The following is a 22837-nucleotide window of genomic DNA, read 5'->3' as shown; positions in this document are numbered from 1 at the left end:
TCAGTGGAAGCGATGGGCGGTGCGCTCGGGCACCTCGGCGGCCTCGGCGCGCTCGGGTCCACCGAACAGGGCCGCGACCACGGCGGCCAGGGCCAGAAGGCCGCCGAGGATCACGATGATCCGCACCGGGAACACGTCGAGGGCGTCGGTGAACAGGACGCCGAAGCCGAACAGGCCCAACGAGGGGAGCACGGCGCTGGACGGGCGCTCGATGCGGGTGACGGGCAGCACGGCCCCCAGGAGCGGGGCCACGGCCGCCACCGCGGCCGCCGTCAGGACGATCCCCCGCTGGGTGGAGCTCAGGGCGGCCGGCAGCACGCCGCCCCAGAGGAGGGTGGCCAGGACGCCGAGGCCCAGCAGGCCGACGGCGCCCAGGGCGATGCGCAGATGGGTGGTGGTGAGACGCATGGTGTCCTCTCAGACGGGCCGGGTCCTCCGGCGGGGGTGGTGTTGTGAATCTAGGGGGCGCCGCGGCCGGTCACTACGCCCGTTCGGGCATCCCGGGGCCGCCGGCCTCAGAAGGCGACGCTCAGGGCGGACAGCAGCAGCACCGTGGCGGCCGCGGCGACCCGGCGGGGCGCCGATCCGGTGGGGAGCTGGCCGCGCAGCAGGGCGACCGCGGCCGCGGAGGCCGCCACCGCGATCCCGAGGCGCACGGGCACCGGCGCCAGGGTCCCCGTGAGGAGGGCGGCCCCGTGGACGGACAGCAGGGTGCAGCCCAGCGCCAGGGTGTGCGCCCCGACCACCGAGCCCGGCGCGGGGGCCAGGGTGTGGCGCTCGAGGAGGCGGGCCGTGGACACGTACAGGGCGAACACGATGACGAACGCCACCACCGCGAGCACGCCGGTGACGCCGAGCGCCAGGTCCACGAAGCCGCCGCCGGCGTCGGCCCCGGCCTCCGCCGCGATGCGATCGCGGGTGGCCTCGAGGATGGCCGGCAGGCGCAGGCCCGCGACGGCGCACACGGCCAGGTACACGCCCCAGGAGACGGCGCCGCGGGTGCGCGGTCCGGCGGGGGCGTCGGCGCCGGGCACGCCGGGCCGGGGGGCGGAGTGCTCGGGGAAGCGCAGGGCGGTGACGGGCAGGGCGGGGGACGAGCTGGACATGGGAGGTCCTTTCCTGGGGGGTCAGCGTCCCGAGACCACGAGGTGCTCGACGACGCCGGCGGCGGTGATGAGGAGGAGGGCGCACCCGATCAGCAGGCAGGCCGAGGGCAGGGCGCCGAGATACCGGGAGAGAGGGCCCGGGACGACGTCGGCGTCGCGGGGACGCAGGAGCGCCGCGGCCAGGGGCACCAGGCCGGCGACGGCGGCCAGCAGCACCCCCGCGAACTCGAGGGGCGCGTAGAGCACCGTGGCGCCGACGGCGCCCTCCCAGCCTGCCGCGTCGAGGGCGAGGCGGAGGGTGGCCCCCACCCACACGCCCACGAGGGGCAGGGTGACGGCGGTGAGGGCCCCGCCGGTGACCACGCCGCCGAAGACCAGCAGGGCGGCGCCGAGGTTGCGGCCGAGGATCCCGGTGAGCGTCCAGTCGGCGTCGGAGGTGTGCGGGCCGCCCAGGAGCCCGGCCGGCAGGGACCCGGCGGCGGAGTGGCCGACCGCGGCGCCGGCCAGGGCGAGGAGCGCAGCCAGCACGGCAGCGAGGGCCAGGACGCCGGGGCGGGGCCACGGCGGGGTGCAGCGGGCCCGACGGTGTGGGGTGGCGGGCCGCGCGGGGGCCCCCTCGAGGGGCCTCCCGCGCTCCAGAGCGGCGGTCATGGTCGGACTCCTGGGTCGGCGGGGGGTGCGGGGTCGGCGGCGGCCTGTCCCGGGGGCCAGCGGACCACCCGGTCGAAGGCCAGCCCCGGCGGGGGCAGGTGGCAGATGAGGACGACGCAGCGGGTGCGCGCCCAGGCGGCCAGCTCAGCGGCGAGGACGGCGGAGGACTCGTCGTCGAGCCCGTTGAACGGCTCGTCGAGGACCACCGTGTCGAAGGCGCCGACCGTGCACTGGACGATCCAGAGGCGGCGGCGGTTGCCGGTGGAGAGGGTCTGGGCGGGAGCGTGCATCCACGGGCCGAGCCCGTAGCGCTCGGCCCGAGCCAGTCCCTCCGCGGGGTCCGCACCGGCCCACCGGCTGGCGAACACCACGTGGTCGTGCACGTCCATCAGGGGGTAGAGGGCGGGCTCGGTGCGGCACACGCGGCGCCGCTCATGGGCACGGGGGTCGTGGGCGGGCAGGCCGCCGATCCGCACCTGTCCGTCCGACGGGCGCAGGTAGCCGGACACCAGCTCGATGAGAGTGGACTTGCCGCCGCCGTTGCGGCCGTGGACGCGGACCAGGCCCGGCCCGTCGATGACGAGGTCCGCGCCCGTGAACACGGGGCGACGGCGGTCGTAGGCGGCGCTCACGTCCGCGAGGCGGATGGCCGGCGCCGGGGCGGCGGGGTTCATGGGGAGGTTCCGTTCGGTGGAGGGGCGGAGGGGTCGCGGCGTCCGGGCGGGACGCCCGGTCCGGCCGGCCCGCCCGCCGAGGCGGACGGGCCGGCCGGGGCGCACCGGGTCGGGCTCAGGCGATGGCGACGGCCTTGCCCTTGCGGAGGATGTACCAGCGGACGGTGGCCACGAAGGCGGAGCCCACGCCGAAGCCGAACGCGGCGCCCACGAGGGTCAGGGCCAGGCCTCCGACCTGGACGGCGTTGACGATCTGGGAGGCGGCGGAGGCGGAGATGCCGAGCGAGCCGGCCACCCAGGCGAGGGTGACACCGCCGACGATCAGGCCGATCACGGACAGGGAGGCGGCGACACCGACGGAGCGGCGGGTGGCGGCGGAGTCGAGGGCGACGAGCGAGGTGGACATGGGTTCTCCTTCGATGGGGATCCCGCGGGATCCGGTGTGGTGGTCGTCGGCCGCGGGATCTCTCCTGCTCCGACACCACTGAATCTACGGAGGGCCACACAGCCCGAATACAGCCGTTCCGGCAGGCTCAGCGTGCCGTTCGGGCATGATCCCCGAGCCGTTCGGGCAGGGGGCGCACCCGTTCGGGCAGGGGGCCGCACGGGCCGAGGGAGCCCTCTGACCGCCCCGCACATGACGCCGCCCCGTCACCGGAGGCGGTGACGGGGCGGGGGAGGCCGCCCGAACGGACGGAGGGGACGCGGCGTCAGCCCGGGATCGAGACGAGGCCGGCCCGGACCCCCAGCACGAGGGCCTGCACGCGGTTGTTGGCCCCGAGCTTGTGCATCACGCGGGCGAGGTTGGACTTGACCGTGGAGTCGGACACGTAGAGACGGGCGGCCATCTCCTGGTTGGTCAGGCCCTCGGCCAGCAGCTCCAGCACGTCCTGCTCCCGGGGTGTCAGTGCCTCGGGCAGGTCGCGGGGCGACGCCGGGGCGTCCGTGCGCGGAGCGACGCCCGAGCGCAGCAGCAGGTCCACCACCTCCCGGGCGATGCTCGGGCCCAGGGCCATGGTCCCGGCCTCCACGGCCCGCACGGCGCGGACCAGACCCTCGGCGTCCGTGTCCTTGGTGAGGTAGCCGGCGGCACCGTTGGCCAGCGCCGGGGAGAGGTAGTCCTCCGTGGTCATGGACGTCACCACGAGCACCTTCGCCTCCGGGTGCTCCCGCATGATCCGCCCCGTGGCCTCCACACCGTCCAGCACCGGCATCCGCAGGTCCATGAGGACCACGTCGGGTCGCAGGCGCTCGTGCTCGGCCACCCCGGCGGCGCCGTCGGAGGCGGTGCCGACCACCCGTATCCCGGGGTCGGCCTCGAGGATCATCGTATAGGCCTGGGTGAGGAGGGGCTCGTCCTCCACGATCAGCACGGTGATGGCGTCCATGCGGCCACCCTAGTGGCCCCGACCCCGTCGCTTCGGGCAGCCGACCATGCCCGAAAGGACAGGCGGGTGTGCCGGAACGGGCGTCGCGGATCCCTCCCCCGGGCGGGCAGGCTCGAGGGCATGACCACCACCACCGCACCCCGCCCCGCCGCCCGCCTCCGCTCCACCCTCGTCGCCGTCGCCGTCCTCCCGGCGCTGATGATCGGCGCCCCGGCCGCCTCGGCCGCCCCCGCCGTCTCCCCCCTGGGGCACGACATGCGGATCTCCGACCCGGGGACGGCGTCCCCGGACTTCTACCGGTACATCTGCCGCCGCGTGCCCATCATCCCCTGCTGAGCCCCCCCGACGCGGCTCCGACGGCACCTTGCGGGCCGCACCCGGCCCGGCCCCATACTGGACGACGTGAACGTCCCAGCATGGGGCCGGGCCACATGGGGCCTCCTGGCAGAACCCCCGCGCCGGCTCTCCCCTCGCCTCCGCCGGCTGCTGGCCGTGGTCGGTGGCCTCCTCCTGGTCTGGGAGACCGCGGACCTGGCCCTCGGGGCGGCCGGCCGCCCGGGCGGCGGGCTGCTGGACTCGGCCGACGCCCTCTTCTCCCTCGGCACCGGCGTGACGCTCGTCCTGGCGCTCGCCGGCGCCCGTGCCCTCATGGGCTGCTACACGCTGCTCGTCCTGTCCGCACTGGCCTCGGGGTTCTACGCCCTGCCGGTGGTGACCGTGGGCCTGGCCATGGGGTTCGCCGCCCTGTACCTCTCCAGGACGCCCCTGGTGGTCTTCAGCTGCACCCTCCTGGCGACCACGGTGCTCACCGCCGCCCTCCGCCCCGACCACCTGGACGTGCTGCCGCTCATGCTGGTGCCGGCACTGGCGGGCACCGCCGTGGGGCTGCTCCTGCGGCGTGAGTCGGTCTCCCTGGAGCGCGCCCGCCGCCGCAACCTCGAGCTCGTGGAGGCGCGCGACCGCGCCACGGCCGACATCCGGCGCAGCCTGGCCCGCGACCTGCACGACGTGGTGGCCCAGGACCTCGCCGTCCTGGCCATGCAGACGCAGGCGATACGCGTCGCCCCCGACCGCGCCGCCCAGCAGCGGATGGCGGACGCCGTGGCCGACGTCGCCCGGCAGGCCCACGCCAATCTGCGCGGCCTGCTCCAGGTGCTCTACGCCGGCACCGACGTCGACGCGCGCCGGGGCACGGGCACGCCGGACGCTCTCGACACCGCGCTGGTGACCTCCTCCGCGCAGGCGGCCCGGGACGCCGCCGCGCGGCTTCGCGCGCACGGCTTCGACGTCGACCTGCAGGTCCAGGAGCAGGACGGGGTGCGCGCGCCCCGCCACGTGGACGCGACCGTCCACCGGATCGCCCACGAGGCGGTCACCAACGTGGTCAAGCACGCCCCCGCCGGGGGCGCGTGCCAGGTGCTCTTCACCCTGTCCCCCGGGCAGGTGCGTCTGCGGGTGCTCAGTGAACTGTCCCCCGCCCAGCACCCCGGCCGACCCCGGGACGCGCCGCAGCCCGACGGCTCGTTCGGGGTGCTGAACATCCGGGAGCGCGCAGGGCTGCTCGGCGGCCGCGCGGACGTCGGACCCCGGGAGGGGCGCTGGCACGTGGACGTGCGCATCCCCTTCGGCGTCCCCGCCTGAGCCGGCCGCCGTGGGCCGCCGGGCATGAGCGGCCGCCGACCGCGCCTGCCCCTGCCTCACCGCGGCAGCAGGAGCCACCCCATGAGGGACATCCCCGCCACGCCCGCGAGCGAGGCCGGCAACAGGGCCGCGACCAGGCCACGGGGGCTCACGGCCCGGCCCGGCATGTCCGGGGTCTGGGCGGGGGCGGCCATGCCGTGGGCCACCTGGATGCGGGCCGGGCCGGCGATGATGCCCCACCCCGCGGCCGCGTTGTGCAGTCCGTTGGACCACGCCGGGGGCACTCCCAGGGCCGCGCCCGTGTCCATCTGCAGCGGCCCCACCAGGGCCATCGCCCCCGTGTTGGACGCCGTGACGAACCCCGCGAAGGCCCCGATGAACGGCATGGCCGCCAGGTAGGACTCCCCCAGGCCGCTCAGCGCGCCCGCGAGCGCAGGGGACGCCCCGCCCGCGGAGAGCACCAGGCCGAACGCCACGTAGAGCGCGTTGGGGACCGCGGTGCCGCGCCAGAGCCGGAGTGACTCGCGGGGGACGGTGCGCCGCGCGGCGGCGTCGAGGTCCAGGAGCCGCAGGCCCACGCCCACCGCCACGAAGGACCACAGGGCCGGAGTCCCGACGACGGACAGCGGCCCCGTCAGCCCCAGCGCGTCCTCGGCGGTGGTGCCGAGCACGGTGCCCGCCATGAGCGTCACGTAGGGGACGACGTCCCGCCCCGGCCCGGGGGTGAGTCGGCCGCGGCGGATCACGAGCAGCCAGGCCAGGGTGAGCGCGAAGGTCGCCACGGCGCCCGCCGGTGCCGTGCCGACCAGCAGGTTGGCACCGAGGATCAGCGCCCACTGGGCCGTCCCGGAGGCGAGCGCGACGCCGAGCCAGGGTGCCAGGCGGGCGGGGGCGCTGTCGTCGCGCAGGCCGCGGGCGCCGCGCACCGCCAGGACCGTGGCCACGCCGGCCACGAGTGAGGCGGGCAGGTTGAACACCGCGGCCGTGACCCCGACCTCCTGGACGTCCAGGCCGGCCAGGCGGGCGCCCATGAGCGTGCCCGGCGCCATGGAGCCCCACACGCCGATCGTCAGCGAGAGCACCGAGAGCAGCGCCGCCCGGTAGGCGGTGAACCCGAGGCCGAGCAGCAGCGGGACGCCCACCACCAGGGACACCCCGAACCCGGTGACGGTCTCCAGGAACGGGATGACGCCGTGCACCATGAGCAGGGCCGTGGCCAGGGTGGGGCCGTTGCCCGCGGACAGCCAGCCGCCCAGCCGGGCGTGCGCGCCGGAGTGCTCCATCACGCGGGAGAGGGTGATGCCGCCGGCGATGATCGCCAGGATCTCGAGCACGGTCGGCACCCCGTGCCCCACCGCCGCGCCCAGCACGGCCGGGTCCACGCCGAACACCGTCAGGCCCAGGACGACGGCGGCCACGGAGCCCGCGGCGGGCGCCGCCCAGGCGGGCAGGCGCGTCATCAGCAGGCCCAGGGTCAGCAGGATGGGCGCCAGGGCGAGCAGCACCTGCATGGCTCCGCCCTCCCTCCTCAGCTCGACGACGGGCGCGTCCGGCCCCCATCACTGTAGGACCCCCTGACCGGCGGGGCCGGGGGTCCTACGCTGGGCGCATGAGCTCGACGACCGTCCCGTCCGTCCCCGCGCCCGTCCCGGCCCCGCTGGACCCGCCCGTGCCGGTGCTCGCGGCGCCCATGGCCGGCGGGCCCTCCACCCCGGAGCTGGCGGCCGCGGTGATCCGGGCCGGCGGCGGCGCGTTCCTGGCCGGCGGCATGCGGTCCGCCGCGCAGGTCCGGGAGCAGGTGGACGGACTGCGCGCCCTGCTCACCGCCCCCGAGGAGGCCGGCCGGTTCGGTGTGAACCTCTTCGTGCCGGACGCGGTGAACACGGCCGTGGCCGCCTCGGCCCGCGGCGGCGCCGCCCGGATCGCGCGCGCCCAGGCGGTGGCCTCCTACCGGGAGCGCCTGGCGCCCCTGGCCGCGGACCTCGGCGCGGAGCTGCCCTCCGTCCTGACGGTCACCCCGGACCCCGACGCCGAGCGCGCCGCGTTCGAGGACATGCTCGCCGCCGCCGAGGAGCAGTCCTGGCCGGCGGTGTCCTTCACGTTCGGGCTGCCCGCCCCGGACGTGTTCGCCCGCCTGGACGCGGCCGGGATCCCGGCCGGCGTGACGGTGACGAGCCCCGCGGAGGCGATGGCCGCCGTCGCGAGCGGGGCCCGGTTCCTGGTGGTCCAGGGCCCCAAGGCGGGCGGACACCGGGCCACCCTGGACCCCCAGGGCCGCCCGGGCATCACCGACCTGCGCACCCTGGTGTTCGCGGTGCGCCACGCCCTCGGCCCGGCCGCCGTGCCGCTCGTGGCCGCCGGCGGGATCACCGACGGCGCGCAGGTGCGTCCCCTGCTGGAGGCCGGGGCCGTGGCCGTCGCCGCGGGCACCGCGTTCCTGCTCACCCCCGAGGCCGGCACCTCCGCGGCGCATCGCACCGCGCTGCGCCAGGCCTCGGCCGGCGTCGCCTTCGCCCATCCCGACGACGGCGCCGCCTCCACCGCCCTGACCCGCGCCTACACGGGGCGCTGGGCCCGCGGCCTCGTCACCCCGTTCATGGACGAGCACCACGACGCCCCCGCCGCGTACCCCGAGGTCAACGGGCTCACCGGGCCGCTGCGGCGGGCCGCGGCCGAGGAGGGGGACCTGGAGCACGTGCACCTGTGGGCCGGCACCGGCGCGCACCGCGTGGAGGAGGTCGGCGCCGCGGAGGTGCTCGCCTCCCTGGCCCCCCGGGCTGAGCCGTGAACCCGCTGCGCCGCCTGGACGTCCTGCTCCGCCGACACCCGGTGCGCACGGACGTCACCGCGGCCGTGCTGCTCACCCTGGTGCTGGTGCTGGCGCCCCTCGTGATGCTCGGCGGCGGCGTCGGCAGCCCCGCGGCCTGGCAGACGGCCGGCACCGTCGTCGCCGGCCTGCTCATGACCGGCGCATGGGGGCTGCGCCGGGTGCGGCCCGTGGCCGCCGCGGGGGTGACCGTCGCCGGGGCCCTGCTGCACCTGGCCGTCGGACCCGAGTTCACGATCGCGCTGGCCATGGTCCCGGCCACCGTCTACAACCTGGCCGCGATCGGGCCCCGCTGGGCGTCCCTCGCCGGGCTCGCCACGGGCCTGGCCGGGGGCCTGGCCAACGGGCTGAAGGTGTGGCTGTTCCCGCCCCGGTTCACCACGCCCGACGGTGTGCAGGTCCAGTCCCCCGCAGAGCCGGTGGCCATGGTGGTCATGGCCGTCCTGTGCGGGATGGCCGTGCTCACCGCGTGGGCGTTCGGGGACGTGGTCCGCAACCGCCGGCTGGCCGTGCAGGCCCTCGAGGACCGCGCCCGGCGCCTCGAGACGCAGGCCCTGCAGGAGCGCGAGCTCGCCGCCGCCGACGAGCGCAGCCACATCGCGCGCGAGATGCACGACATCGTGGCCCACTCCCTGCAGGTGATCATCAGCCAGGCCGACGGCGCCCGGTACGCGGCCGCCGCCAAGCCGGAGCTCGCCGTCGAGACCCTGGAGACCATCGGCCAGACCGGCCGCTCCGCCCTGGCGGACATGCGCCAGCTGCTGGGCGTGCTGCGCGGCCCCGCCGAGCCCACCGGCGGCCCCGACCGCGCCCGCCGCGATCCCGCCGCCCCGGACGGGCACCGCGCCCCGCCCGGCCTCGCCGACCTGCCCGCCCTGTTCCAGACCCTGCGCCTGTCCGGGCTGGAGATCTCCCTGCTCGAGCAGGGGAGCCCGCGCCGCGACCTGCCCGCCGGCGGCGAGCTCACGGCCTACCGCACCGTCCAGGAGGCCCTCACCAACACGCTGCGCCACGGCGGGGAGGGGGCGCACGCCTTCCTCACCCTCCGCTGGACCGCACGCGGACTGGAGATCCAGGCCGACGACGACGGGCGCAGCCAGGCCGACGCCGAGACCACCGGCAGCGGCCAGGGCCTGCGCGGGATCGCCGAGCGCGTGGCGCTGTTCGGCGGGACCATGGAGGCCGGGCCGCGCGTCGGCGCCGGGTGGCGGGTCTGGGCCGAGCTGCCGTACGCGGACGTCTGACGGGCCGCGGTCGGCGCAGCGCGGAGGTCGGCGACGTCTGGGAGGATGCCCGTATGAGCCCCGACGACGCCCAGCCGACCCCCATCCGCGTGGCCCTCGTGGACGACCAGGCCCTGATCCGCTCCGGCCTGGCCATGCTGATCGACTCCCAGCCGGACCTGACCGTGGTGGCGCAGGCCTCCGACGGCCGCGAGGCGGCGGCCTCCGTGGCCGTGGCGGGCGCCGACGTCGTGCTCATGGACGTGCGGATGCCGGAGATGGACGGGATCGAGGCCACGCGCGCCCTGCTGCGCCGGCCCGATGCGCCGCGCGTGGTGGTGCTGACGACGTTCGACCTGGACGAGCACGTGATGGACGCGATCGAGGCCGGGGCCTCCGGGTTCCTGCTCAAGGACGCACCGCCCGAGGAGCTGCTCGCCGCGATCCGCACGGTGCACGGCGGGGACGCGGTGATCGCCCCGTCGACGACGCGGCGGCTGCTGGCCCACATGGCGCCGCGGCTGCGCCAGGACGCGGCCCGCAGCGCCGAGTGCGCGGACGAGCAGGCCGCCGTCGGCTCCCTCACCCCGCGCGAGCGGGAGGTGCTCGTGCTCATGGGCCAGGGCGCGGCGAACCCGGAGATCGCCGCCCAGCTGGTGCTCTCCGAGGCCACCGTCAAGACGCACGTGGGGCGGGTCCTGGCGAAGCTCTCGGCACGCGACCGGGTGCAGGCGGTGCTGATCGCGCACCGGACGGGGCTCGTGGGGTTCTGAGCCGGCCCTTGCCCGGCCTCGCGGCACCTTCGGCCAGCGGGGCTCCTACCCAGGGATGACCCCCCTCCGGCGCGGTTCAGCCCCAGGAGGGTGCCGGCCGACGGCACCGGCGCGACATCCTGGTCTCACCTGGGACACCCACCTCCGACCGCACCGAAGGACCCCCATGAGCGCCGCCCCCGCCCCCTCCCCCGCCGCACCCGCCGTCCCGCCCGTCACCGCCGTCCCGCCCGCCGCCCGTGAGCCGGAGGGGACGTCGCCGTCGGACCGCGAGCGTGAGCGCGGCGACGCCGAGTGCCTCGCGTTCTTCCTGGCGCTGGTCACGGCGGCCCTGGTCATGGCGGGCCTGGCGCTGGCCACGGACCTGGGGCCGCTCCTGCGCGTGCTGTTGAGCCTCGGCGCGTCCGGGCTGGCGGGGGCGCTGACGCTGGCGTTCACCCGCCCGTCGCTGGAGGACTGACCTCCGGGCTGGGGCCGCGGCGGCGTCAGGCGGCCGGGCGCAGACCCCGCAGGAACACGGTCAGCAGCCAGTCCTCGAGGTCGTCCCGGCAGGACTCCAGGGCCGGCAGGGGCGGCCGGGTCACCGCGATCAGCCCGTTCATGTAGGCCCGGCCGGTGACGTCGTCGCCCACCAGGCCGGCCTCGCGCGCCAGGTCCACGGCCCGGTCCGCGAGCCCCATGACGGCGTCCTCGGCACGGCCCATGGCCTCCGCGGGCGGGGTGTCCTCCTCCTGCATGCGCTCCTGGGCGGCCAGCAGGGAAGCGAGGTCCTCCGCGGCCAGGCCCCGCGACAGTCCCTCCCGCGCTCCGATCCCGACGGCGGGGCCCCGCGGGACCCTGGTGGCATGGACATCACCTCGCCCCGCTCCGCCGCGCACGACGCCGGCGCCCACGCCCTGGCCACACCCCTCGCCCACGCCGCTGCCCCGCCGGCCCCGGCCGTCTCCGCCCGCGGGCTGACCAAGACGTACGGCCGCGGGGACGCGGCGGTGCACGCGCTGCGCGGGGTGGACGTGGACGTGGAGACCGGCCGGTTCACGGCGATCATGGGCCCCTCCGGCTCGGGCAAGTCCACGCTCATGCACTGCCTCGCGGGGCTGGACACGCCGGACGCCGGCGTCGTCACCCTGGGGGACACGGTGATCACGGGCCTGTCCGACGCCGCGCTGACCCGCGTGCGCCGGGACCGCGTGGGCTTCGTGTTCCAGGCGTTCAACCTGGTGCCCACCCTCACGGCGGAGCAGAACATCGTCCTGCCGATGGAGCTGGCCGGACGCACCCCGGACCGGGCGTGGCTGGCGGAGATCGTGGACCGGCTGGGCCTGTCGGACCGCCTCGCCCACCGTCCGCACGAGCTCTCCGGCGGCCAGCAGCAGCGGGTCGCGGTGGCGCGGGCGCTGCTGACGCGGCCCGACGTCGTCTTCGGGGACGAGCCCACCGGCAACCTGGACTCGGCGACCGGCGCCCAGGTCCTGGACCTGCTGCGGCGCGCCACGCGGGAGACCGGGCAGACCGTCATCATGGTCACCCACGACCCGGTGGCCGCCGCCGCGGCGGACCGGGTGGTCCTCCTGGCGGACGGCGCGCTGGCCGGGGAGCTGCACGCGCCCACGGCCGAGCGGGTGGCCGAGGCCCTCACGGCCCTGCAGCAGGGCCGGCCCCTCCCGCAGGGCCGGCCGCTCCCGCAGGACGGGGGCCGCTGAGATGTGGACCGTGGCCCTGTCCCAGCTGCGCGCCCGGCGGCGCCGCTACGCCTCCGTGGTGCTGGCCGTGCTGATCGGCACCATGTTCCTGGCCGCCTCCTTCCTGGTGGCCTCCACCGCGCAGGCGACCCTGCGCACCACCCTCGGCTCCGTCTACGCGGGAGCGGACCTCGTGATCCAGCCCGAGGACGACCCCGAGACCTCCGCAGACGCCTCCGGCCCCCCGCCCGGGCAGCGGCTCGCGGCGCTGGCCGGCACCCCGGAGACGCCCGGCGCCCTGGCCCGCCTCGACGACGTCGCCGAGGCATGGGCGCCCACCCCCGGGTTCGCGGAGGCCGCCGCGCCGGGCGGCGGGACCCCGCGGCCGGCGGCGGTGATCCCCGCGCCGGCGCACCCCGACCTGCTGGGGGTGCGCGCGGTGGCCGGCGCCCTGCCCGACCCGGCCGACGCGCGCGGCGTGGCCGTGGACGAGGAGACGGCCCGCGCCCTCGGCGTGGGCGTGGGCGACGAGCTGCCCCTGACCGGGGAACCGACCCGGGCGCCCGTGCGCGCCACGGTGACGGGCCTGACGAGCGTGTCCCCGGACCCGATGCTCTCCTCCCAGGCCCAGGTGTGGGCGTCCCGCCCCGTGGCACAGGACCTCGCGCCGGACGGGCAGGTCCCCTACACGACGGCCGTGCTGCTGCGCCTGGCGCCGGGCGCGGACCGGGAGGCCGTGGCGGAGGCCGCCGCGCGTGCCCTCCACGACGACGGCGTCCCTGCCGCCGTGCAGACCCCGGACCAGGCGGTGCGCGACCAGCTGGCCTCGCTCTCCGGCGGCACGGACCTGCTCGGCTGGGTGCTCGGCGGGTTCGCCCTGCTGGCCCTCGTGGTGACGGCCCTGGTCATCGCCAACACGTTCCAGGTGCCCGTCGCCCAGCGCACCCGCGAGCTCGCCCTGCTGCGCGCCGTGGGCGCCGAGGCCCGGCAGGTGCGCGGCGCGGTGCTGCTGGAGGCCGTGGCGACCGGCCTGACGGGAGCCGTGGCCGGCGTCGTGCTGGCCGTGGGCCTGACCGCGGCCGTGGTGGCCGTGGCGCGCGGCGCGCTCGGCGCGGACGCCCTCACCCTGGGCGTGGACTGGCTCCCGCTGGCGGGGGCGGTGGCGCTGGGCACGGCCGTGGCGGCCGTCGCGGCGCTGGGCCCGGCCCGGGCGGCCACGCGGGTGGCCCCCGTGCAGGCCCTGCGCCCGGTGGACGAGGCCCCGGTGCGCTCCCGCGTCGGCCTGGTGCGCGCCGGGCTCGGGCTGCTGCTCGCCGTCGGCGGGGCGGCCCTGATGTGGTGGGGCGCGTGGGGCTCGGCGTTCGCGGCCGCCCTCGGCGGCGGCGTGCTCTCCTTCCTCGGCGTGCTCCTGCTGGCCCGGCTGTTCGTGCCCGGGGCCGTGCGTGCGGCCGCCGTGCTGGCCCGCCCGGCGGGGGTGCCGGGCCGGCTGGCCGGGCTCAACGCCGTCCGGCACCGGCGGCGCACCGCGGCGACGGCGTCCGCCCTGCTGATCGGCACCACGCTCGTGGCGCTCGTCCTCACCGGCGGGCGCACCGCCCAGATCCGGCTGGACGCGCTCCTGGACGAGGAGTACCCCGTGGACCTGGTGGTGTCCGTGCCCGCGGGCGGGGACCTCGCCGCCGCCACCCGGGCGCTGGGCGCGGTGGACGGCGTCGGCTCCGTGGCCGCGGCGTCCCCCGTGGGCGCCACGGTGAACGGCAGCCCCGCCTACGCCGTGGAGGCGGACGCGCTGCGCTCCGTGGTGGCCGCCCTGCCCGACGGCCAGGACCGCGCCCTCGGTGACGGCGCCTCCGTCCTGGTGCCCGCCTGGGCGGGGGCGACCACGGAGGTCGTGGTGGACGGGAGGGTCTCCGGGCTCGCCTCCGTGCGCGGCTCCGGGCTCACCACCGGCGTGTTCCTCACCCCCGAGACCGCAGAGTGGGTGCGCCGGCACGGGGTCGCCGCGGACGCGGGCACCGCCTCCGACGCCGCCGGCCCCGCCGCCGAGGACCAGGCCGTGGCGGGACTCGTGCTGGTCGCCGCCGCGGACGACGTCTCGGTGAACCGCCTGCAGGAGATGTCGGCCGCGCTCACCGCCGCGGCCGGCGCGGGCGCGTCCATCGTGGACGGCGGCGCCGCGGAGCGCGCCGTGTACGCGCAGATCATCGACGCCCTGCTGTGGATCGTCGTGGGGCTGCTGGCGGTGTCCGTGCTGATCGCGCTGATCGGCGTCGCGAACACGCTGAGCCTGTCCGTGATCGAGCGGACCCGGGAGAACGCGCTGCTGCGGGCCCTCGGCCTCACCCGGGGCGGGCTGCGCGGGATGATCGCCGTGGAGGCGGTGCTCGTGGCCGGCGTCGCGGCGGTGCTGGGATGCGGGCTGGGCGTGCTCTACGGCTGGGCCGGCTCCCAGCTGGTGCTGGGCCAGCTCGTCGCCCAGCTGGGCGAGGACCGGGCGCTGGTGTGGCCCGAGGTCCCGTGGGCCGAGCTGGCGCTGGTGGTGGCGGTGGCCGCCGTCGCGGGCCTGCTGGCCTCCCTGGCCCCGGCGGGGCGGGCCGCTCGGCTCAGCCCGGTGGAGGGGCTGGCGACGGTCTGAGCCTCTTCCGCCTCCTCCCCGCGGCGCGCCCCTCAGCGGGTCGCGCCGCGGGTGAAGATGGCCTCGCGGACGTCGTCGTCGTCCTCGAGGCCGGCGCCCAGGCCGGCGCCGATCGTGGCGAGCCCGCCCACGAACCAGGCGAGCTTGGCGTACTGCCACGGGCTGGCCGGCTCCCCCGTGACCTCCGTGAACACGTCCCCGTCCACGAGCAGCAGCGCCCCCGCCAGGGCGGCCAGCATCAGCAGGGCGTGGAGCACGAGGACGCCGATGACCACCGTCAGGACGGTCGCCAGGTTGAACACGGCCACCTGCTCCCGCTCGGCGGCGCGGCGCGGACGCTCCCACAGCTTCGCGCCGACCACCAGGGACAGGCTCACGGCCGCCACCGCCAGCAGGCCCAGCAGGGACATCTGCACGCCGTCGTAGGCGGCGGAGAGCATCCACAGGTCCGTGGTGAGCAGGGTCAGGGCGCCGGCCGCGAGGGCCGTGGACATGGAACGGGTCAGGGACACGGCCAGCAGCCACGGCCGGTTGCCCCGCACCGTGCCCAGCAGCAGGCGCGCGTTGGCACGCAGCACCCGCCAGGTGAACGACGCCCCGGACTCGTCCGCGCGGGCCTCCACGTCCTCGGCGCGCTGCCGGGCGCGGGCCACGGCGGCGGTGCGCTCCCCGGCGGAGGGGGCGCCGTCGTCGGGGTCCAGGCCGAGCACGCGCGCGACGACGTCCTCCACCGCCTCCCGCGCGCCCCCGTCCGCGAGGTCCAGGGAGACGACGCCCGCCGCGTGCACCGGGGACACCTGCGACCGCAGCGTGTGCGGCCCCTGGACGAGGGCGTGGCCCGTCAGCCCGACGGCGACGTCCCAGTCCTCGTCCAGCATGCGGTCGCGGGTGATCTCCAGCAGGTCGAGGGAGTCGTCGTCGGCGTCGCCGACCTCCTCCGCGCTCACGACGACGTCCCAGGCCAGGCCCGGGTAGGCGGCGGCGGACGGGGAGTGGGGACGGGCGGGGCTCATCCGGCCATTGTCCCCCGGGCCCCGCTGGCGCATGCTGGGCGCATGAGCGCACAGCACACCGCCATCCCCTCCGGCTCCCCCATCTGGATCGACTACTCCGCGGGCGACTTCGCCACGCAGCAGGCCTTCTACTCGGCCCTCTTCGGCTGGACCTTCCAGGACCAGGGCGAGGACTACGGCCACTACACCATGGTGCGGGCCGGCGACGCGGTGATCGGCGGCGCCATGGACGGCGAGCTGTCCGCGCAGTTCTCCGGCGGCCCCGTCCAGCCCGCCGCCTGGACCGTCTACCTCAAGACCGAGGACATCGCCCGGACCCTCGGCCTGGTCGCCGAACACGGCGGCCAGGTCATCGTGGAGGCCATGCCCGTCGGCGAGCTGGGCTCCATGGCCCTGGCCATGACCCCCGGCGGCGAGGCGGTGGGCTTCTGGCAGCCGGGCGAGTTCTCCGGCCACGACCTCCCCCTGACCCCCGGCACGTCCGTGTGGTTCGAGGTCATGTCCAAGGACTTCGCGGCGGACGCGGAGTTCTACCGCGCCGTCTGCGGCTGGGACGTGGTCCCCATGGGCCCGGACGGCCAGCAGGACGACGCCGCGCCGGACGAGGACGGCATGCCGGCCTACGCCACGGACCACACCGGCGAGCAGGCCACCGCGGGCCTCTGCGACGCCGCCGCATGGCTGCCGGAGGCCGTGCCGAGCCACTGGCGGGTGTACTTCCAGACCACGGACATGGACGCGTCCGTGAAGGTCGTCGAGGAGAAGGGCGGCCGGATCGTGGACGGGCCGATGGACTCGCCGTTCGGCGTCGTCGCCTCCGTGGTGGACCCCGCGGGCGCCACCTTCCAGCTGAACCAGCCGCCGGCACGCGGCTGAGCCGCCGACGCCATGGACCCGAGGACGCGCACGCGCCGCCCCCTCCTCCCCCTCACGACGGCGGCCCTCGCCCTGGCGCTGGGCCTCACCGGCTGCACGGGCGGGCCGCAGGAGGCGGCGTCGTCCGCCGCGGCGTCCGAGACCACCTCCGCCGCCGGGGACGTGGTGCGCGGAGGCGCAGAGATCGATGCCCCCGAGAGCGCCGAGCCGCTCTCGAATGCGCGGGCGGCCGCAGAGGGGGACGACCGGGCGGCCTCCGCGCGGGCGTCCCACGAGGCGGCCGCCTCCTCCGAGGCGACGGCCGTGCCGCGGCACGCGGTGGTCACGCTGCCCGCCGCCCTGTTCGAGACGGGCGGCGGAGGCACGACCTTCGACGCCTGGGCGCGGACCACCGACGCCTGGCAGGCGGACGGCTCCGACCCGCGGATGCCCGACCTCGGCGGCTGGGACCCGAAGACCGAGCCGGTCGTCGCCGAGGCCGTGCTCCCCGCCGACCAGGACAGTCTCAGGAACCCGGGGGTGCTGACGGTGCCGGTCTCCGGCCCGGGCGTCACGCACCGGCTGGTGCTGCTGTGCGAGTACACCTCGCCGCGGCGGGACGAGGAGACCGCCGGAGTGGACGTCGTGGCGGGCGAGACCCACGCGGCGATCGCCTCCAGCCTGGGCTGCACGCCGATCGATGTGCGCCACACGGTGCGCCCGGAGCACATCGTGGACGGAGCCGTGCGCTACGAGTTCCAGGTGGCGCCGCTCGAGGCCGGCCGCCTGGCAGTGCTCCAGGGCCGCTGACACCGCGCCTCCGCTCGGCGCCGACCGTTTCACGCACGAGAGTGGTCCTGAGCCCGTCCGCTTCACGCACGAAAACGGCGGGGGTCAGCCGGAGAGGCCGTACTCCTTGAGGAGCTTCCGAGCCTCCTTGGTGCCGGCCTTCTGCAGGCGCAGCAGCTGCGCGTAGATCCCGCCGGACTGGGCCAGCTCGGCCGGCGTCCCGACCTCTTGCACGCGCCCGCCGCGCAGCGTCACGATCCGGTCCACGGACGCGATGGTGCTCAGCCGGTGCGCCACGATCAGGCTGGACCGGCCCACCATGAGGTCGTCCAGCGCGGACTGCACGAGCCGCTCGGACTTGGTGTCCAGGGCGGAGGTCGCCTCGTCCAGCACGAGGACCGGCGCGTCCTTGAGCACCGCCCGGGCCACCGCGATCCGCTGCTTCTGCCCGCCGGAAAGCCGCAGGCCGCGCTCGCCGATCAGCTGCTCGCACCCGTGTTCGAACTCCTCCACGAACCCGTCCGCGAACGCGGCCTTCGCCGCCGCCCGCACCCGCTCGCCGGAGGCGTCCGGGTCCGCGTAGGCGATGTTCTCCCGAATGGTCCCGGAGAACAGGAACGGCTCCTGGAACACCGCGGCCACCTGCCCGCGCAGCACCGCCAGGTCCAGGCCCGCCACGTCCCGGCCGAACACCTCCACCCGCCCCGATCCCACCGGGTACAGGCCCATGAGCAGGTGCGCGAGGGTCGACTTGCCGCCACCGGACTCGCCCACGAGCGCCACCTTCGCCCCCTGCGGGATGTCGAACGTGACGCCGTCCAGCACCGGGCGCTCGGCCTCCGGGTCGTAGGCGAAGGTCACGTCCGCGAAGCGCACGGCCGGCACGTCCGCACCCGCCCGCACCGGCGCCCCGGTGGGCGCCTCGGCCCGGTCCCGAACGACGACGCCGGTCGCCGTCGTCGTCGTGGGCGCCTCCGCGGACCCGAGGCCGGCCGGCAGGGCCGCGCCGCCGGACCGCTCGCGCTCCTCGGCCAGCACGCCGAAGTAGTCCTTCGAGCCGGCGACGGCGCGCTGCGCGGAGTCCACGAGGTAGCTCATGGAGAAGATCGGCTGCCGGGCCATGTTCATCAGCTGCAGGAGGATCACCATGTCACCCACGGAGAACAGCCCCCGGGCGGTCCGGACGAACACGATCAGGTACATCACGCCGAACACGAGGTTCAGGGCCAGGCGGCGGCCGGCGTCCATGCCGTGCCAGAACCGGGACTGCTTCCGCGTGATGCCCACGGTGCGCCTGAACCGCTCGGTGAACCCGGCGAGCTCGTGGTCCTGCCGGTTGTAGGCGCGGACCACGTTCATCTGCGCGACGGTCTCGGCGAAGCGGCCGGAGGCGATGTCCACCTCCGTGTTCTTCTCCCCCTCCCAGCCCTGCCACTTCGCGGAGGTCTTGGCGGTGAGCCACATGTACACGGGGAACACGACGGCCAGCAGCACGGCCAGCGGCCACCAGTAGAACGCGGTGATCACCAGCACGGCGGCCGTGGTGATGAGCATGGTGAACGCGTTGTTGGAGAAGAACTGCAGGAACTGGGTGAGCTCCGTGATGGACCGGTTCAGCCGGTTGACGATCCGCCCCGTGATCGCGGTGTCGAAGTACCGCTGGGGCAGGTGCAGCAGGTGGTCGTAGTACCGGCCGGAGAGGGCGGCGCGCATGCGGGCCGCCATGACGTCACCCCAGTAGCCGCCCACGCTGACGACGGCGGTGGTCGCCACCTCGACCGCGAGGAAGGCCAGGGCCAGCCAGGTCACGGCGGCGACGGCGTCGTCCAGGGTGCTGCGGCCGGCGATCGCGTCAACGATTCTGTTGGTCGCGGCGCCGATGAGGAACGGGGTGGCCAGGGACAGCGCGGCGGCGAGCACCGAGCAGACGGCGATGCCGAGGTAGAGGGGGTTGAGCTGGGGGGCGAACCGGAGGATGCGCAGCAGGGCTCTCACCGCTCAAGGGTAGACAGCCGCGGGAGGCCGGCACCCCGCCGGTAGAGTCACCGGCCATGAGGATCCCCGCGGTGTGCGCCGCCGTCGCCGTCGTGACGCTGCTGGCGTGGGGGTTCAGGCAGGTGGTGCCGGCGTCCCCGGGCGCCTACGTGGCGGTGCTGACGGCGGCCACGGTGGGCTTCGGGCCGTTCTACGGCGTGCCGACCCGGGCGGTGGTGGACCTGCCCTGGCGGCGGCTGCGCCGGCTGCGCGCCCTGGCCGCCCGCGCCCACACCTGGTGGCTCGCCCGGCAGCTGCGGGTCGCGGGCTCCGACGCGCGGATCCGCCGGAGGATCCGTTCCCGCGCGGACGTGCTGGCGTTCCGGCGGGAGGCCGTGGGGCGACTGCTGAACCACGGGCTGTCCGCGGTGCTCCACGCGGCGGCGGGGGTCGCGCTGGCGGCGGCGGGGCACCCGCTGTGGGGCGTGGTGGCGGTGGTGGCCGGCCTGCTGGTGCACGGCTGGCCGGGCCTGCTGCAGGTGGGGGTGCTCGGCCGCGTGGACGAGCTGCAGGCCACGGTGCAGGCGCGCCGGGGTGTGGGCGGGGCGGCGTCGGCGGGGCGCTGAGGCGTCCATTCCACGCACGGAAGGGGACGACGCGCCGTCCGTTCCACGCACGAAAGCGCTGGGGGCGGGGGCGGGGGCGGGGTCAGAAGAGGGGCTGCGCCGCCACCCGCGCCAGGACGGGGAGCAGCAGGGGCGCCACCCCGGCGCCGGCGGGCGCCGCGGGGGCGGCGGGGTCCATCCAGTGGAGCTCCGCGATCTCGTCGTCGGCCGCGGGGACCTCGTGCCGGGCCATGGGCCGCCACAGCGCGAACACCTCGGAGTGCAGGGCCATGCCGGGCTCGTTGGCGGCGGGGGTGTCCCAGGCGCCGAGGTGCACCAGCTCGTCGGGGCGGATCCGCAGGCCGGTCTCCTCGCGGGTCTCCCGCACGGCGGTCTCCAGCGGCGTCTCGCCCGGCTCGTGCTTGCCGCCGGGGAACATGAACACGGCGGTGCCGGCCTTGCGGACGGTGAGGACCCTGCGATCCGGGCGGGCGATCACCACGGCGGAGACACGGATCTCGGCGGGCTCGTCCGAGCGGGCGGCGGGAGCGGTCATGCCCCCATCCTCCCCCGCGGCGGCTCAGAACAGGGTGAGGGCGACCTTCCCGGCGATCCCCAGCACCACCACGCCCACCGCGCCGTCCACGATCCGCCAGGTGCGCGGCGTGTTCATCAGCGGGGCCAGCTTGGCGCCGCCCCAGCCCAGCACCAGGAACCACAGGGCGGAGGAGGCGACGGCGCCGGCGACGTACAGCCACTTGTCCGCGCCGTAGCCCTGGGCGAAGGTGCCCATCATCACCACGGCGTCGAGGATCGCGTGGGGGTTGAGCAGGGAGACGGAGAGGCAGAGCAGCACCAGCCGCGGCAGCGGGGTGAGCGCGGGGCGCGGCGCGGCGGAGGCGGGCGCCGTCGTCGAGACCGGGCGGGTGCGGAGGGCGACGCCGCCCCCGGTCCCGGCCGGAGCGGTCGCGGCGTCGGCCCCGGCGTCAGGGCCGGCGGCGACGACGGGCAGGCTGCCGGTCATCGCGGCGACCTCCTCGGCGGTGGGGGCCCAGGCGTCGTCCTCGACCTCGGCGGCGGCGCCGGCGAGGGTGCGGTCGCCCCGGTGGGCGGAGCGCAGGGCGCTGACGCCGAACCACACCAGGTACGCCACGCCCGCCACGGTGAGCGCGGGGACCAGCCAGGGGGCCCGCTCGGCGGCGGCGCCCACCCCGGCCGCGCCGGCCAGGAGCAGGACGATGTCCGACAGGAAGCAGACGCCGATGGCCGTCCAGGCGCGGTCCCCGCGCACCACCTGGCGCAGCAGGAACAGGGTCTGCGCGCCGATGGCGACGATGAGGGCGAGGTAGGTCAGGAAGCCTGCGGAGAAGACGGTCACGAGGGACGAGGGTAGGGATCGTCCCCGATCCGCTCCAGCGCAGGATCCTTCAGGATCTGAAGCGATCCTTCAGGTCGGCGGGCTACCCTGGCCGCCGTGAACAGCGACCACCTCCGCGCCCTGGCCGCCGCCGTCGACGAGGGCACCTTCGACGCCGCCGCGGCCTGGCTCGGCATCTCCGGGTCCGCCCTCTCCCAGCGCATCAAGGCCCTCGAGGGGCAGACCGGCCAGGTGCTCCTCACCCGGACCGTTCCCGTGCGCCCCACGGAGGCCGGGGAGCGCATGCTGCGCCTGGCCCGCCAGACGCTGCCCCTGGAGGAGGAGGCCCTCGCGGCCCTCGGCCGGGGCACCGGGCGCCGCGCCCCGCTCCGCGTGGGCGTGAACGCAGACTCCCTGGAGACGTGGTGGACCCCGGTGCTGCGCGAGGCCGCCACCTGGGACGACGTCGTCCTCCACCTGCATGCCGAGGACCAGGGCCACACCCCGGAGCTGCTCCGGCAGGGGACCGTGGTGGCCGTCGTCACCGACGACCCCACCCCCGTCACCGGCTGCACCGTCACCCGGATCGGCACCATGCGGTACCACGCGGTGGCCGCGTCCTTCCTCCTGGACCTCCACCGAGACGCCCACGGCCGCGTGGACGTCGCCACCATGCCGGTCGTGGACTACGGCCCCCGCGACGGGCTCCAGCGCACCATGCTGGAGCGCGCGGCCCGGGGGCGCGTCTCCGTCCCGCGCCCGCCCCACCACCTGGTCCCGTCGGTCGGGGCCTACGCGTCCGCCGTCGGGATGGGCCTGGGCTGGGGGATGCTGCCCACCGGGCAGGTGCCCCCGGAGCTCGCGGCGGGCTCCCACCCGGACCTGGAGCTCGTCCCCGAGCTCGGCACCGCCGAGGTGCCGCTCTACTGGCAGCGCTGGTCCGCCGGCACGCCCGCCCTGGACCGGCTCACCGCGGCCGTGACCGCGGCGGCGCCCGCCGGGTGAGCGCCCCGGCGTGGCTCCACGCACGACGACGGCGGGGACCCGCCGGAGCGGATCCCCGCCGTCGCGGGGGTCGGGGCGCCGGGCCCCGCGTCACCGGGCCGGCCCCGCCTTCCGGGGGCCGACAGACGGGATCAGCGGCCGTTGCCGGGGGTGCCGTCGGTGCCGCCGGCGCGGTGGCCGGCGTCGCGCACGCCGTCCTGCACGCGGGTGGTGTCCACGTGGTGGTTCTCGGTGTGGGTGGGCTGCACGCGCGGGGCCTCCCGCACGGGCTGGGCGTGCACGACCTCGCGCTTCTTGCCGCGACCCGCGAGGCCGGCGAGGCCGAGGAGGCCGGCGAGGCCCCACAGGCCCCAGTTGCCGTTGTCGTCCTTCTCCTCCGTCTGCTCCGGCTCGGGCGACTGCGACGAGGCCGGGGCCGTGGTGGCGGTCTCGGTCGCCGGGGCGGTCGAGCTCTCAGCGGCGGTGGCGGCCGGGGCGCCGGCGCCGACCAGCACGGCGGCGCTCAGGGTCAGGGCGGTGGCGGTCTTGCGGATGTCAGCCATGATCGTTCTCCTCTCGCCGGCGGCGGGCGCCGACCGGCTTCTGGTGCGGACCCCGGCGGCGGTTCCGCCGACGTCCATCTCGGTCATACCCATGCAC

At 76.7% G+C, this 22837-nt stretch carries 25 protein-coding genes; 12 read left to right on the top strand and 13 right to left on the bottom strand.

Annotation, left to right across the window (positions count from 1 at the left end):
- The 6 genes from KW076_RS02670 to KW076_RS02645 all read right to left on the bottom strand — a co-directional run bounded on the left by KW076_RS02670 (position 1) and on the right by KW076_RS02645 (position 3819).
- Entirely contained in the window at positions 1-408 is a 408-nt protein-coding gene (locus tag KW076_RS02670; RefSeq protein WP_224356122.1) for a hypothetical protein, read from the bottom strand.
- A gap of 107 nt (positions 409-515) precedes the next feature.
- Positions 516-1106: a hypothetical protein gene (locus KW076_RS02665; protein WP_224356121.1), complete on the bottom strand. Its 591-nt coding sequence runs from the start codon at positions 1104-1106 to the stop codon at positions 516-518.
- Positions 1107-1127: 21 nt separating this feature from the next.
- Complete coding sequence (locus KW076_RS02660) at positions 1128-1757, bottom strand: stage II sporulation protein M (RefSeq protein WP_224356120.1); 630 nt, start codon at positions 1755-1757, stop codon at positions 1128-1130.
- Complete coding sequence (locus KW076_RS02655) at positions 1754-2431, bottom strand: ABC transporter ATP-binding protein (protein ID WP_224356119.1); 678 nt, start codon at positions 2429-2431, stop codon at positions 1754-1756. The genes KW076_RS02660 and KW076_RS02655 overlap by 4 nt, the downstream gene beginning before the upstream one ends.
- Positions 2432-2546: 115 nt before the next feature.
- On the bottom strand, positions 2547-2837 hold the full coding sequence (locus KW076_RS12500; protein ID WP_255612643.1) for an uberolysin/carnocyclin family circular bacteriocin: 291 nt from the start codon (positions 2835-2837) through the stop codon (positions 2547-2549).
- A gap of 304 nt (positions 2838-3141) precedes the next feature.
- Positions 3142-3819, bottom strand: a complete 678-nt coding sequence (locus tag KW076_RS02645) for a response regulator (RefSeq protein WP_224356117.1) — start codon at positions 3817-3819, stop codon at positions 3142-3144.
- A gap of 120 nt (positions 3820-3939) precedes the next feature.
- Here KW076_RS02645 and KW076_RS02640 point away from each other — a divergent pair, with 120 nt between their 5' ends.
- Positions 3940-4155 (top strand): hypothetical protein, encoded by a 216-nt coding sequence (locus KW076_RS02640; protein WP_224356116.1) that lies wholly within the window; start codon positions 3940-3942, stop codon positions 4153-4155.
- Between the two features lie 66 nt (positions 4156-4221).
- Positions 4222-5460, top strand: coding sequence for a sensor histidine kinase (locus KW076_RS02635; protein WP_224356115.1), 1239 nt, complete (start codon positions 4222-4224; stop codon positions 5458-5460).
- A gap of 56 nt (positions 5461-5516) precedes the next feature.
- Here the strand turns inward: KW076_RS02635 and KW076_RS02630 are convergent, their stop codons facing one another.
- Entirely contained in the window at positions 5517-6971 is a 1455-nt protein-coding gene (locus KW076_RS02630) for an L-lactate permease (protein WP_224356114.1), read from the bottom strand.
- A gap of 98 nt (positions 6972-7069) precedes the next feature.
- On the opposite strand from KW076_RS02630, the gene KW076_RS02625 reads away from it, so the two are divergent.
- The 4 genes from KW076_RS02625 (at position 7070) to KW076_RS02610 (ending at position 10743) form a co-directional block, all read left to right on the top strand.
- Positions 7070-8248 carry a nitronate monooxygenase gene (locus tag KW076_RS02625; protein ID WP_224356113.1) on the top strand — a complete coding sequence of 393 codons (1179 nt, stop codon included), beginning with the start codon at positions 7070-7072 and terminating at the stop codon, positions 8246-8248.
- Positions 8245-9531, top strand: a complete 1287-nt coding sequence (locus tag KW076_RS02620) for a sensor histidine kinase (RefSeq protein WP_224356112.1) — start codon at positions 8245-8247, stop codon at positions 9529-9531. The genes KW076_RS02625 and KW076_RS02620 overlap by 4 nt, the downstream gene beginning before the upstream one ends.
- A 53-nt stretch (positions 9532-9584) precedes the next feature.
- On the top strand, positions 9585-10283 hold the full coding sequence (locus KW076_RS02615) for a response regulator (RefSeq protein ID WP_224356111.1): 699 nt from the start codon (positions 9585-9587) through the stop codon (positions 10281-10283).
- Positions 10284-10449: 166 nt separating this feature from the next.
- Positions 10450-10743, top strand: a complete 294-nt coding sequence (locus KW076_RS02610) for a hypothetical protein (RefSeq protein ID WP_224356110.1) — start codon at positions 10450-10452, stop codon at positions 10741-10743.
- A 25-nt stretch (positions 10744-10768) separates the two neighbouring features.
- Here the strand turns inward: KW076_RS02610 and KW076_RS12700 are convergent, their stop codons facing one another.
- Complete coding sequence (locus KW076_RS12700; protein ID WP_434084354.1) at positions 10769-11161, bottom strand: SbtR family transcriptional regulator; 393 nt, start codon at positions 11159-11161, stop codon at positions 10769-10771.
- Here KW076_RS12700 and KW076_RS02600 point away from each other — a divergent pair.
- Positions 11129-11986, top strand: a complete 858-nt coding sequence (locus KW076_RS02600) for an ABC transporter ATP-binding protein (protein WP_224356108.1) — start codon at positions 11129-11131, stop codon at positions 11984-11986. The genes KW076_RS12700 and KW076_RS02600 overlap by 33 nt on opposite strands.
- 1 nt (position 11987) lies before the next feature.
- The gene (locus tag KW076_RS02595) at positions 11988-14600 is read left to right on the top strand and encodes an FtsX-like permease family protein (protein ID WP_224356107.1); all 2613 of its coding nucleotides are present in this window, start codon (positions 11988-11990) and stop codon (positions 14598-14600) included.
- A 32-nt stretch (positions 14601-14632) separates the two neighbouring features.
- Here the strand turns inward: KW076_RS02595 and KW076_RS02590 are convergent, their stop codons facing one another.
- Positions 14633-15613 carry a hypothetical protein gene (locus KW076_RS02590; RefSeq protein ID WP_224356106.1) on the bottom strand — a complete coding sequence of 327 codons (981 nt, stop codon included), beginning with the start codon at positions 15611-15613 and terminating at the stop codon, positions 14633-14635.
- A 42-nt stretch (positions 15614-15655) separates the two neighbouring features.
- On the opposite strand from KW076_RS02590, the gene KW076_RS02585 reads away from it, so the two are divergent.
- Complete coding sequence (locus KW076_RS02585) at positions 15656-16489, top strand: VOC family protein (protein ID WP_224356105.1); 834 nt, start codon at positions 15656-15658, stop codon at positions 16487-16489.
- 12 nt (positions 16490-16501) lie between these two features.
- A complete protein-coding gene (locus tag KW076_RS02580) occupies positions 16502-17278 on the top strand; it encodes a hypothetical protein (RefSeq protein ID WP_224356104.1) in 777 nt (258 codons plus the stop codon).
- Between the two features lie 84 nt (positions 17279-17362).
- Here KW076_RS02580 and KW076_RS02575 read toward each other — a convergent pair whose 3' ends face one another.
- Positions 17363-19252, bottom strand: a complete 1890-nt coding sequence (locus tag KW076_RS02575) for an ABC transporter ATP-binding protein (protein ID WP_224356103.1) — start codon at positions 19250-19252, stop codon at positions 17363-17365.
- 56 nt (positions 19253-19308) lie between these two features.
- Here KW076_RS02575 and KW076_RS02570 point away from each other — a divergent pair, with 56 nt between their 5' ends.
- On the top strand, positions 19309-19857 hold the full coding sequence (locus tag KW076_RS02570) for a hypothetical protein (RefSeq protein WP_224356102.1): 549 nt from the start codon (positions 19309-19311) through the stop codon (positions 19855-19857).
- A gap of 82 nt (positions 19858-19939) precedes the next feature.
- Here the strand turns inward: KW076_RS02570 and KW076_RS02565 are convergent, their stop codons facing one another.
- Both KW076_RS02565 and KW076_RS02560 read right to left on the bottom strand, forming a co-directional pair.
- On the bottom strand, positions 19940-20392 hold the full coding sequence (locus tag KW076_RS02565) for an NUDIX hydrolase (RefSeq protein ID WP_224356101.1): 453 nt from the start codon (positions 20390-20392) through the stop codon (positions 19940-19942).
- A gap of 24 nt (positions 20393-20416) precedes the next feature.
- Positions 20417-21214: a LysE/ArgO family amino acid transporter gene (locus KW076_RS02560; RefSeq protein ID WP_224356100.1), complete on the bottom strand. Its 798-nt coding sequence runs from the start codon at positions 21212-21214 to the stop codon at positions 20417-20419.
- Between the two features lie 96 nt (positions 21215-21310).
- On the opposite strand from KW076_RS02560, the gene KW076_RS02555 reads away from it, so the two are divergent.
- Complete coding sequence (locus KW076_RS02555; protein WP_224356099.1) at positions 21311-22198, top strand: ArgP/LysG family DNA-binding transcriptional regulator; 888 nt, start codon at positions 21311-21313, stop codon at positions 22196-22198.
- A gap of 131 nt (positions 22199-22329) precedes the next feature.
- Here the strand turns inward: KW076_RS02555 and KW076_RS02550 are convergent, their stop codons facing one another.
- Positions 22330-22740, bottom strand: a complete 411-nt coding sequence (locus tag KW076_RS02550) for a WGxxGxxG family protein (RefSeq protein ID WP_224356098.1) — start codon at positions 22738-22740, stop codon at positions 22330-22332.
- Positions 22741-22837: the final 97 nt, after the last annotated feature.

The organism is Micrococcus porci (genome assembly GCF_020097155.1).
Taxonomy (GTDB): Bacteria; Actinomycetota; Actinomycetes; order Actinomycetales; family Micrococcaceae; genus Micrococcus; species Micrococcus porci.
Note: the sequence above shows the minus strand (reverse complement) of the source record. Positions and strands in the feature narration are given on the sequence as shown.